Annotated in this window: 9 protein-coding genes; all 9 read left to right on the top strand. The window is 59.8% G+C overall.

Annotation, left to right across the window (positions count from 1 at the left end; translation table 11 throughout):
* Nucleotides 1–247 precede the first annotated feature (247 nt).
* The 9 genes from RGCCGE502_RS26385 to RGCCGE502_RS26345 all read left to right on the top strand — a co-directional run bounded on the left by RGCCGE502_RS26385 (nucleotide 248) and on the right by RGCCGE502_RS26345 (nucleotide 10719).
* Entirely contained in the window at nucleotides 248–583 is a 336-nt protein-coding gene (locus RGCCGE502_RS26385; protein WP_016557268.1) for a hypothetical protein, read from the top strand.
* Between the two features lie 135 nt (nucleotides 584–718).
* Nucleotides 719–925: a hypothetical protein gene (locus tag RGCCGE502_RS26380; RefSeq protein ID WP_016557267.1), complete on the top strand. Its 207-nt coding sequence runs from the start codon at nucleotides 719–721 to the stop codon at nucleotides 923–925.
* A gap of 203 nt (nucleotides 926–1128) precedes the next feature.
* Nucleotides 1129–1935 carry a pseudouridine synthase gene (locus RGCCGE502_RS26375; protein ID WP_016557266.1) on the top strand — a complete coding sequence of 269 codons (807 nt, stop codon included), beginning with the start codon at nucleotides 1129–1131 and terminating at the stop codon, nucleotides 1933–1935.
* A gap of 4 nt (nucleotides 1936–1939) precedes the next feature.
* The gene (locus RGCCGE502_RS26370) at nucleotides 1940–2635 is read left to right on the top strand and encodes a phosphoribosyltransferase (RefSeq protein WP_016557265.1); all 696 of its coding nucleotides are present in this window, start codon (nucleotides 1940–1942) and stop codon (nucleotides 2633–2635) included.
* A 106-nt stretch (nucleotides 2636–2741) separates the two neighbouring features.
* The gene (locus RGCCGE502_RS26365; RefSeq protein WP_016557264.1) at nucleotides 2742–4484 is read left to right on the top strand and encodes an SLC13 family permease; all 1743 of its coding nucleotides are present in this window, start codon (nucleotides 2742–2744) and stop codon (nucleotides 4482–4484) included.
* Between the two features lie 82 nt (nucleotides 4485–4566).
* Nucleotides 4567–5511 (top strand): phosphoribosylaminoimidazolesuccinocarboxamide synthase, encoded by a 945-nt coding sequence (locus RGCCGE502_RS26360; protein ID WP_016557263.1) that lies wholly within the window; start codon nucleotides 4567–4569, stop codon nucleotides 5509–5511.
* A gap of 102 nt (nucleotides 5512–5613) precedes the next feature.
* Complete coding sequence (locus tag RGCCGE502_RS26355) at nucleotides 5614–6216, top strand: TetR family transcriptional regulator (protein ID WP_016557262.1); 603 nt, start codon at nucleotides 5614–5616, stop codon at nucleotides 6214–6216.
* Between the two features lie 137 nt (nucleotides 6217–6353).
* On the top strand, nucleotides 6354–7571 hold the full coding sequence (locus RGCCGE502_RS26350; RefSeq protein WP_016557261.1) for an efflux RND transporter periplasmic adaptor subunit: 1218 nt from the start codon (nucleotides 6354–6356) through the stop codon (nucleotides 7569–7571).
* 43 nt (nucleotides 7572–7614) lie between these two features.
* Nucleotides 7615–10719, top strand: coding sequence for an efflux RND transporter permease subunit (locus RGCCGE502_RS26345; RefSeq protein WP_016557260.1), 3105 nt, complete (start codon nucleotides 7615–7617; stop codon nucleotides 10717–10719).
* Nucleotides 10720–11018 lie beyond the last annotated feature (299 nt).

The following is an 11018-nucleotide window of genomic DNA, read 5'->3' as shown; positions in this document are numbered from 1 at the left end:
TTTTCCGGAGGGAGGTATTCACAAGGGAGGATCGCGTGGAAGCACGCCGCGAAATCCCCTTACCGACAGGTCGAAGAGCTCCGTTCCCACCCCTCCAGGTCCCTTACAGAACGCCCAAAAGCGGTGCCAGAGGGTTGAAACTCGGCCAAAAAGGATCATTTGCCCCTCACGGCCCTGCAGATCCGACCACCCGGAACCTATCGCAGCTCTTTTGAGTTCTCGTTTGTGTAAAGGAAAGGAGAAAGACATGGCTGTCACCACCGACGACATCAAAGCTTCCGTCAGCAAGGACATCGCCGCACTTCAGCAGGACGTATCCCGCCTGCAGAAAATGATCTCGGCGCAAGGGGCGGAAGCCTATTACGAGGTACGCGAGCGCGCCGGCAAGGCTTATGATGATGCCCTGCCGCGAGCAAAGGGTGCCGTAGCCCAGATCCGCGCCGAGAGTGTGGCCGCCGCAGGCGCCGCCCGTGAGCATGCGGCTGCGACGACGACGGCCCTGGCGGTCGCCGCTGCGATGGGCTTTCTAGCCGGATATCTCCTAAGTGGCAGCCAGCAGCCTCCACGCCATTGGTGGCACTGATCGACGCCGGTAGGGCGCCCGCCTTAATATCGGGACCGCTTTGATCCGAAGATCAACGCGGTCCGTAATACTTTGGTCTTAGAAAAACCAAGTTTCGTCGTTACTACCGCCGCTGGAATAAAGGGAGGACTATTGATGGAGAGCAAGCAAGCACATTTTATAGTCGAAGTCAGTGTTGATGGCGTCAACGGCCGTAAGGCGGTAGGCATCATGAACACGCGCCAAGCCCTTGAACTGCCCGAATTGCCGTTCCTATCCTATACGCATCCCGATCCCGCCAAAGCGGCAGCGGGCATCGTGATCAGCCGCCAGGAGCTCGCCGGTTTCATGGCCCGCCACTGAGATGTTGCTGACCTAGCCTGAAGACACATTGAAGATGGCGCCATTGGCGCCTTCTTGTTTCTTCAGCCTTCCCCTCGCCTCTCGCTCCATCCATTGAACGTCAATTCATCGTCTCGTTGTCCCCGGTTTTGATTGGCGCTTGCTGGCATAGTGCCCCTGTTCGTGTCATTACGACTTCTCCGAAACCGACAGGAATAAACAGGGTGAGGCAGCGGCGCCCAATACAGACATCGCGCGACCGCGCGAGACCAAGTGATGAAGCGCTGGCAAAGCGTGTGACGCTGCCGCGCGCGCTTTCAAAGCTCGGTTACTGTTCGCGAACGCAGGCTGAACGGCTGATCCTCGAGGGTCGCGTTTCGGTTGACGGACGAAAAGTCGCCGACGTCTCCGCCTGGGTGGACCTGACATCGGCAAGGATCCGCGTCGATGGGACCAATGTGGTTGCCGAGGCGAAGATCTATCTCATGCTGAACAAGCCGCGTGGGCTGGTGACCACACGCGATGACCCGGAAGGCCGCCCGACCGTCTATGACCGTCTCACGGATTTCGACGTTCCGCACCTGTCGCCCGTCGGACGCTTGGACAAAGCGAGCGAAGGCTTGCTGCTCTTTACCAACGACACCGTGTTCGCCCAGGCTCTGCTTGATCCCCTCACCCACGTCAGCAAGACCTACCATGTGCAGGTCAATCGGATCATGGACAGCGAGATGCTAGCCGAGATGACCTACGGCGTCCGCCACGATGGAGAGGTTCTCAAGGCGATCTCGGCAAGATCATTGAGGAACGGCGAAAAGAATGCCTGGATCGAGGTCGAACTCGATGAAGGCCGCAACCGCCAGATCCGCCGCATGCTGGAAGCCCTGGATGTCGAATGCCTTCGTCTCGTGCGGGTCGCGATCGGCGATTTGGCGCTCGGTGACTTGCCGAAGGGAGCGGTGCGTGCCTTGACGGACGCGGAATTGAGGGAACTGCGCCAGCGCGCGGGTATGGAAACGACGAGACGGAAGTAACGGCATGACGGAATTGGCTACGCACGAGTTTTGGCAGGAGATTCACAATCCAGGCACCTTCCCGAGCGGCGGCGACGTCTCGTCTTGCTATGTTACCGAACTAGAGGATGGCCGACAGCTTCGCCTGCCGGTGCGCGTGCTGGCCGACGGGCAGCATGCCTTGGCGTCTCTAATCATCAACCAGGCGAGCTTCGCAGTGCTCGATGTGCTGGCTCAATCGCTTGCCGAGAAGATGGAGCGCTTCAAGGTGGAGGTTGTCGCCGGCCTGCCGACGCTCGGGCTGACGCTTGCTGCGGCCGTGGCGCAGAAGTTGGGACACACGCGATATGTGCCCCTCGGCACGTCTCGGAAATTCTGGTACCGGGATGACCTTTCCGTTGCGCTCTCGTCGATTACCACACCCACCCAACAAAAGCGTCTTTATATAGACCCGCGCATGTTGCCGCTGCTGGAGGGACGACGCGTGGCGCTTATCGACGACGTCATTTCCAGCGGCGCCTCGATCGCTTCGGGGTTGCAGCTTCTTGCCGGCTGCGGGGTCGAGCCCGTTGCCATCGGTGCGGCAATGCTGCAATCGCAGCGCTGGTGCGAGGCGCTCGACACTGTCGGTCCGCAATGGCGGGAAAGAACAGCAGGCGTGTTTTCGACTCCGATGCTGGAGATCACCGAGACCGGCACCTGGCGCCGGCCTGCGGCCTAGGTCACGACCTAAGCACCTTGGCGGAGCACCGACTGCAATATTTCGCTCTATACAGCACGGCCCGAGCCGATACATTCTACCGGTGGATTGAGGTTCGGGGCAAACCATGACGTTCGAGCAAGCATCCTTGCTGATCCTCCTGCTCGCGATGCTCGTCCTGTTTTCGTTGGAGCGTTTCCGCATCGAGGTGGTCGCAATCGCCGGACTGCTCGCCGGCTACGCTCTTCGCCTGTATTCGACCGAACAGGTCTTTTCTGGCTTTGCCAGCCCTGTCGTCATCACGGTCGTCGAGATTCTCCTCATCGTGCAAGTGCTCGCGCGGGCGCAACTCTTCGATCAGCTCGCGGATTTTTTCGTGCGGGCCAGATTTTCGAATACCGCTGTCATAGCCACCCTGTCGGGAGCGGCCGGTTTCATTTCCATCTTCATGAATGACATCGGCGCCTTTTCGATCTCCTTGCCGGCAACGCTGCGCGTGAGTGCCGCGCTGGCGATACCGAAACGGCAATTGATCATGCCGATTTCCTTTGCGGCCCTGTTGGGCGGGATAGTATCGCTGATCGGAACGCCGGCGAACATGCTCGTCGGCAATGCCTTGGCAGAGGCAAGCGGTACGGGCTTTCGGCTTTTCGACTTTGCCTATGTCGGCCTGCCGGTGGCGATCGTCGGCATCATCATGACCGCTTGGCTGGCGCCGAGGCTTTTTCCGAACGAGGAGAGCGATCCGCCCGAGCCCACCTCGTCGTCGAGACGCAGGATTGCCGAGCGACGCATCCCCGCGGGCTCATCGCTGATCGGTACACGGCTTTCGGATCTGCCGGGTCGATTCTCGCTGCAGCCGCATACGCTCATTCGTGATGAGAAGTTTCTTTTCGGCATGCCCGACAAACTGGTCATCGAGGCAGGCGACCTGCTATTGGCTGAAGCGGACCACATGGTCTTTGAGGGGCTGCAATCCGCCGGGACACTGCTTCCGCAGCGACATCCCAGCCTGGCCCCTGCAGATCTCGACTATGTCGAGGCCGTCGTGATGCCTGAGAGCACGCTGGTCGGCTCACGATTGCATTCTCTCGAGGTGTTCAGCAGCCGCGACATTATCGTGTCGGCCCTCTCGATGCGCTCACCGCGGATCGAGGGGCGCTTTGCCGATCTGCAGCTCTCAATAGGCGACATTCTGGTATTGGAGGGCGAGCGGGAAGCGATCGCCCAGGCGCTGGACGAGTGCGAATGTCTACCGCTTGCGGCGCAGCGACCGCCCTCAAAGTCGGCGTCCTGGCGGCCCTTTGCCATCTTCGCCGTGGGCGTCGCGGCAACGGGCTTCGAACTTGTCACGCCTGACGTTGCCTTTGCCGGCGTCGTACTTGTTCTGGCTCTTCTCAATTACCTGAACATTCGCCAGGCAATGGCGGACCTCAACTGGCCGATCATCATCATGCTTGGCGCGATGATTCCAATAGGTTCTGCGGTCGCGACAACTGGCACTGCCCAAGTCATCGCAGCGGCACTCGGTTCGATGGCGTCGCTAACCGAACCGACCGCAGGGGTAGCACTCGTCCTTTTTCTGTCGATGCTCCTGACACCGTTTGTCAACAACGCAACCGTCGCGATCGTCATGAGCCCGATCGCTGTTGCCTTCGCGGCAACCGCGCATCACTCTCCATCGGCGTACCTGATCGCGGTCGCCGCAGGCGCCTCACTGGATTTCCTGACGCCCTTCGGCCACCACAACAATACCCTGGCGATGGGCATCGGCAGCTACCGGTTCAGCGACTTCCTGAAAGCCGGCGCCCCGCTGACGCTGGTGAGCTATGGTCTTGCGCTTCTTCTTATCTATCTCTTCTGGCTTTAATAGCGGCTTTGCTTGACATCCCCGGTGATGGAACTAGAGCAAGGGGAAAGTTCACGATCAATGCATAAGGATGGTCGAGACCGTGCGAATCCTCTCCGAAGCCCATTTCCCAGAGCTCCCCAATTACTATCGTGGCAAGGTGCGCGAGAACTATGACCTTCCGGACGGGCGGCGCATCATCATCAGCACGGACAGACTGAGCGCCTTCGACCGCATCCTCACCTGCATTCCCTACAAGGGACAGGTTCTCACGCAGACGGCCCGCTACTGGTTCGAGGCGACGAAGGACATCTGCCCTAATCACGTTCTCGACTATCCCGATCCGAATGTTGTCATCGGCAAGCGTCTCGATATCCTGCCGGTCGAAATCGTCGTTCGCGGCTATCTCGCCGGCACGACGGGAACTTCGATCCTCACTCTTTATAAGAAGGGCGAGCGCGAGATGTACGGCATGCGACTGCCGGACGGCATGCGCGACAACCAGAAACTCCCAACCCCAGTCATCACGCCGACCAGCAAGGAATTCGACGGTGGCCACGACGAACCGCTGACGCCTACCGAGATCGTCGAGCACGGGCTCCTGACCAAGGAGCAATGGGAAGCGCTTTCGCGCTACGCGCTGGCTCTCTTCGCCCGCGGTCAGGAACTCGCGGCCAAACAGGGTCTGATCCTCGTCGATACCAAATACGAGTTCGGCACCGACGAGAACGGCAATATCATCCTCGCAGACGAAATTCACACGCCGGACAGCAGCCGCTACTGGCTCGCCGACAGCTATCAGGCAAGCTTTGAAGCAGGGACACGACCAGCAAGCTTCGACAAGGATTTCGTGCGCGCCTGGGTCGCTGAACGCTGTGACCCCTACAAGGACGAAATTCCCGAGATTCCGGTCGAGCTGATCGAGCAGACCTCCGACGTCTACATCAAGGCCTATGAGACCATCACAGCGCAGCGTTTCGTTCCAGACGACAGCGACGCGACACCGCTCGAGCGTATCCGCAAGAACTTGTCACCCTACTTCTCGTAGACCGCCTGGCGAGCAGACTGCAACATTGGCTTGCAGGCTTTCCGTCCTTGGCGGTAGCATCGGCCAAAACGGGATGCCGGCCGCGAGCCGGCGGGGGAATGGATGGCACGCAGGCCAAGACGCAAGGCCGAGGAAACTCGCGAAGACATTCTGTCGATGGCAGAATTGTTGTTCCGTCAGCGCGGTTTTGTTGCCGTTTCGATCGCCGATATTGCCGCTTCCCTCGGCATGTCGCCTGCCAACGTCTTCAAGCACTTCCGTTCGAAGACCGCCCTTGTCGACGCCATTGCAGAACGACATCTGGGCGACGTCGCGGACCGCTTTGCGGCCTTCGATGAAGGCTTACCTCCCAACGAACAGTTGCTTCGCTTCGTCCTACGTCTGCTCGATAGCCACCTGCAGGACATCCAGCAGAACCCCTATATCTTCGAAATGGTCCTGATGACGGTGCAAGCCAAGCTCGAGGCCGGCAATCGATATAGGGAGCGCATCGTCCAGAAGCTGGACGACATCATAAGAGAAGGTGTCGCCAAGGGACGCTATCGTTGCAGCAGCCCAAAGGATGCCGCCACCACGGTTGCCGATGTCTTGGCGAGCGTCCTGCATCCCGTTCTGATCGCCCGTGACGACAAGGACACCCTTGTCCACCGCGCAAAGCAGATCGTCATTTTCGTCGATGCCGCACTGCAAAATAGCGCTTGCTAAGTGACGATTCATAAATTACGTCACTTCGTAAAGTCTTTCTTAAATTCGGATCAGTGGCATTTGATTCTGGATCGATGACCGGACTTCATCGTTGAGGTAGGTCATTGGTTCGCACGCCACGGCACAAGGAATTCATTATGATACGGCGCTTTTTCCTGGTTTCATCTGCTCTTGCCATCGGCGGCGTGCTCGCCGCTTGCAGCGATAGCGGCAACAAGCAGGGGGCTGCTGGTGTTCCCGGCGCCGCGGCACAGCAAGCCGCTCCGGTTGGTGTCGTATCGCTCACCAAAGGTACCTTCCCCGTCACCACGATTCTCCCCGGCCGCGCCGAGGCATCGCAGATCGCCGACATTCGCCCGCAGGTGAGCGGCATTATTCGCGAGATCCCTTTCAAAGAGGGTGGCGAGGTCAAGAAGGGCGACATCCTCTATCAAATCGAGGACGCTCCATATCTGGCAACCGCGGCGCAGGCGCGTGCCGCGATTGCCAAGGCGGAAGCCAGCGTTCCGAGCGCCCAGAGCAATTTCGACCGCTATCAGCGTCTGGTCGGGTCCGGCGCGACACAGATCGAGCTTGAGACGGCGCGCACCAACCTGCTGCAGGCGCAGGCCGAGGTCGAATCCGCAAAGGCTGCACTGACCGCCGCCGAGATCGATGTTGACCACACCAAGATCACCGCACCCTTCGACGGCGTCATCGACCAGACAGCATACAACGTCGGCAACGTCGTCGCTGCCAACCAGACGACGGCGCTCACGACCGTTCGCCAACTCGATCCGGTCTATATCCTCCTGACGGAATCAAGCACCAATCTGCTGCGACTTCGGGACGCGATCCGAAGCGGCGAGGTCAAGGGCAATGCCGGCAACGCCGCCTTCCGTCTCATCCTGGAGAACGGCAAGGAGTATGACCAGAAGGGCACACTCGATATGTCGAAGTCCGTCGTCAGTGAGACGACCGGCACGTTCATTATCCGTGTGCGTTTTCCGAACCCCGACCACGTCATCCTGCCGGGCATGTACGTCCGCGCCACGCTGGAACTTGGCGCCGAGCAGGGCTACGCGCTGCCGCAGCTTGCCACCAGCCGCAACGCGAATGGCGAGTTGACCGCGCAGTTCGTCTCGGCTGACGGCAAGGTGGAGACCCGCATTTTCGAGAATGCGTCGCCTTCCAACAACGCCTGGCTCGTAACCGAGGGCATCAGTGATGGCGACCAACTGATCGTCAGCGGCCTGCAGTCGATCACGGCAGGCATGCCCGTCAAGCCAATGCCGATGAAGATCAACGACAAGGGCATCGTTGTGCCCGCTGACCAGGCCGCATCCGGTGAAGCGCAAAAGCCCGCCGCGAAGTAATCGCGACGAACCGTGATCAGAGCCGCACAGGAACAGTAAGCCAATGGCCAAGTTTTTCATCCGACGCCCAATCTTTGCTTGGGTCATCGCGATCACGATCATGCTCGCGGGCTTGCTCGCAATCTTCACGCTGTCGATTTCGCAATATCCCGACATCGCGCCAACCACCGTGCGTATCAACGCGACCTATCGTGGCGCGAGCGCCGAGACGGTCGAAAAGTCGGTGACGACGATCATTGAAGACGGCATGACCGGTCTGGACGACCTGACCTATATGACATCGACGTCGTCGACAGGGTCGGCCAGCATCTCGCTGACCTTCGGCACCAGCGCCGACCCCGACATCGCCCAGGTTCAGGTTCAGAACAAGCTCCAGCTGGTTCAGTCCAAGCTGCCGGGCGACGTCATCGATGCCGGCATCAGCGTCACCCGCTCGACCTCCAGTATCCTGCTTGTAGGCTCGCTCGTTTCGACCGATGGCAAGCGCAGTTCGGTTGACCTCGGCAACATCATGTCGACCTCGATCGAAGACCAGATTCAGCGTATCGAGGGCGTCGGCAGCATCAACATCTTCGGTTCCGGTTACGCCATGCGCGTCTGGCTGGATCCCTACAAGCTGTTGAAGTACCAGCTGACGACCGGTGATGTGACCTCGGCGATCGAGGCGCAGAACACTCAGGTTTCGGTAGGATCGCTCGGCGCTCAGCCGTCCGTCGACGGCCAGCAGCTCAACGTGACCATCACCGCGCAGAGCCAGCTCACCACCGTTTCCGACTTCGAACACATCATTCTGAAGGTCGAGAAGGACGGCTCCACCGTCCGCCTCAGTGACGTCGCGCGCATCGAGATCGGCCAGGAAAGCTACGGCGGCTCATCGCGCTACAACGGCCAGCCGTCGAGCGGCTTTGCCGTCAACCTCGCCATCGGCGCCAACGCCATCGATACGGCCGACCGTGTCCGCTCCGCCCTTGACACGATCAGCCGCGGCCTGCCGGAAGGCGTGGAGATCACCTATCCCTATGACACGACCCCCTTCGTCGAACTGTCGATCGAGAAGGTCGTCCACACCCTGATCGAAGCCATCGTTCTCGTCTTCATCGTGCTACTGGTCTTCCTGCAGAACCTCCGGGCGACAATCATTCCGACGATCGCTGTGCCAGTGGTCCTGCTAGGCACTTTCGGCATCCTCGCGATGGCGGGATATTCGATCAACACATTGACGATGTTCGCCATGGTTCTCGCCATCGGCCTTCTCGTCGACGACGCGATCGTTGTCGTCGAGAACGTCGAACGCATCATGACGGAAGAAAAGCTTTCGCCGCTCGAAGCAACAGAGAAGTCGATGGGCGAGATCACCGGCGCTATCGTCGGCATCGCGCTTGTGCTCACGGCGGTCTTCATCCCGATGGCATTCTTCGGCGGCTCAACCGGCATCATCTATCGTCAGTTCTCCGTGACGATCGTCTCCGCGATGCTGCTTTCCGCACTGGTCGCAATCGTACTGACGCCGGCGCTGTGCGCGACGATGCTGAAGCCGGTGAGCGAGCACAAGAAGCACCGGATCGGCGACTGGTTCAACCGCAATTTCACACGTTCTACCAACAGCTATGTCCGGTCCATCGGTTATCTGCTGAAGCGGCCCATTCGTGTCATGCTCGTCTTCCTTCTCATTGGCGTCGGTTGCGCTTATCTCTTCAACCGCCTGCCAAGCTCCTTCCTGCCGCAGGAAGACCAGGGCGTTCTTCTCACCATCGTCACTACGCCTCCCGGCTCGACGACGCAGCAGACCCAGGCTGTGGTCGAGAAGGTCGAAAAATACTACCAGGAGAACGAAAAGGACGCCGTCCAATCCGTCTTTGGTGCGCTTGGCTTCGGCTTCAACGGCTCCGGTCAGAATAGCGCGATCGTGTTCACCAAGCTCAAGGATTTCAAGGAGCGCACCGATCCGAACCTGCATGCGCAGGCCGTCGTCACGCGTGCGCTCAAAACCTTCTTCACATACCGAGAAGCGCAGGTCTTCGCCCTGCTGCCGCCGGCCATCCAGGGCCTCGGTGTCTCGAGCGGCTTTTCCATGTATCTCGTCGACACTGGCGGTCATGGCACCGAAGCGCTGGATGCGGCGTCGAAGCGGCTGATCCAGATGGCAAACGCCAGCGGCAAAGTCGTCGCTCTGCGCAGCAACAACAAGGAAGTCGAGCCGCAGATGAAGATCGTCATCGACCAGGAGAAGATCGGCGCGATGGGCGTCGATATCACCGCGGTCAATTCGATGCTCTCGGTCATCTTCACAGGCCGCGACGTCAACGACTTCACGCTGAACGGCGAGATCAAGCCGGTTTACGTGCAGGGCGACGCTCCGTTCCGTATGCAGCCGAACGATCTGGATCATTGGTACGCCCGCAACTCGAGCGGTGAGATGGTGCCATTCTCGGCCTTTACCCGCACCGAATGGGTCAAGGGCGCTCCGACGCTGGCGCGCTTCAATGCGGTGAGCGCCATCCCGCTCGACGGTGCCTCGGCACCCGGCGTCAGCTCCGGCGACGCTATGAACGAGATGGAAGCTCTGACAGCACAGCTGGGCGGTGGCTACACCGTGGCCTGGCAGGGTATCTCCTACCAGGAGCGCCTGTCCGGTTCACAGGCGCCGATGCTCTATGCGATCTCAGTGCTCGTCGTCTTCCTCTGCCTGGCAGCGCTTTACGAAAGCTGGTCGATCCCGTTCTCGGTCATCATGGCCGTGCCGGTGGGTGTGCTGGGGGCTCTTGCCGCCGCTACGCTCTTTGGCCAGGCAAACGACGTCTATTTCAAGGTCGGTCTGCTGACGACCATAGGTCTAGCGGCGAAAAACGCGATCCTGATCGTCGAGTTCGCAAAGGACCGAATGGAAACGGGAATGGGGCTCTTCGAGGCAACGCTCGAGGCAGCGCGCCTGCGCCTGCGTCCTATCATCATGACATCGCTTGCCTTCATTTTGGGCGTCGTACCGCTGGCGGTTGCGACCGGAGCGGGCTCGGCGGCACAGAACGCAATCGGCATCGGCGTCCTTGGCGGCATGCTTGCAGCAACCGCTCTCGGCATCTTCTTTGTGCCCTCATTCTTCGTTGTCATCCGCCGGCTCTTCTCGCGGGCGCAAAAAAATGAAGCGTGAGTGTTGTATAAATGCACTGTGAGAAAATGAGACTCGTTGTTACATTGCCGCCAACTGCTTCGGGATGGTGTTTCTCGTACGAGCGAAGCGCGGCCGATAGCGAAGCATGAAGGCTTCTGACAAGAATAGATTTGGTCGAGTTACAGGAAGATTTTTAATGGCATCTTTTCGCTTCGCCTCTCCGGCGCTTCTGCTCCTACTCGCGGGCTGTGTGAGCGGCCCGGACCACGTTCCTCCGGAGATGCCGCTTCCGGCGAAGTTCAGCGAGGGTGGCGCCAAGGACATTGGCGACGTCTCGA

The sequence above is a fragment of the Rhizobium grahamii CCGE 502 genome, assembly GCF_000298315.2.
GTDB classification, from domain to species: domain Bacteria; phylum Pseudomonadota; class Alphaproteobacteria; order Rhizobiales; family Rhizobiaceae; genus Rhizobium; species Rhizobium grahamii.
Note: the sequence above shows the minus strand (reverse complement) of the source record. Positions and strands in the feature narration are given on the sequence as shown.

What these genes read in the sequence shown, in the direction of transcription:
- RGCCGE502_RS26385 (WP_016557268.1), top strand. Translation starts at nt 248, where the DNA reads ATGGCTGTCACCACCGACGACATCAAAGCTTCCGTCAGCAAGGACATC.
- RGCCGE502_RS26380 (WP_016557267.1), top strand. Translation starts at nt 719, where the DNA reads ATGGAGAGCAAGCAAGCACATTTTATAGTCGAAGTCAGTGTTGATGGC.
- RGCCGE502_RS26370 (WP_016557265.1), top strand. Translation starts at nt 1,940, where the DNA reads ATGACGGAATTGGCTACGCACGAGTTTTGGCAGGAGATTCACAATCCA.
- RGCCGE502_RS26365 (WP_016557264.1), top strand. Translation starts at nt 2,742, where the DNA reads ATGACGTTCGAGCAAGCATCCTTGCTGATCCTCCTGCTCGCGATGCTC.
- RGCCGE502_RS26355 (WP_016557262.1), top strand. Translation starts at nt 5,614, where the DNA reads ATGGCACGCAGGCCAAGACGCAAGGCCGAGGAAACTCGCGAAGACATT.
- RGCCGE502_RS26350 (WP_016557261.1), top strand. Translation starts at nt 6,354, where the DNA reads ATGATACGGCGCTTTTTCCTGGTTTCATCTGCTCTTGCCATCGGCGGC.
- RGCCGE502_RS26345 (WP_016557260.1), top strand. Translation starts at nt 7,615, where the DNA reads ATGGCCAAGTTTTTCATCCGACGCCCAATCTTTGCTTGGGTCATCGCG.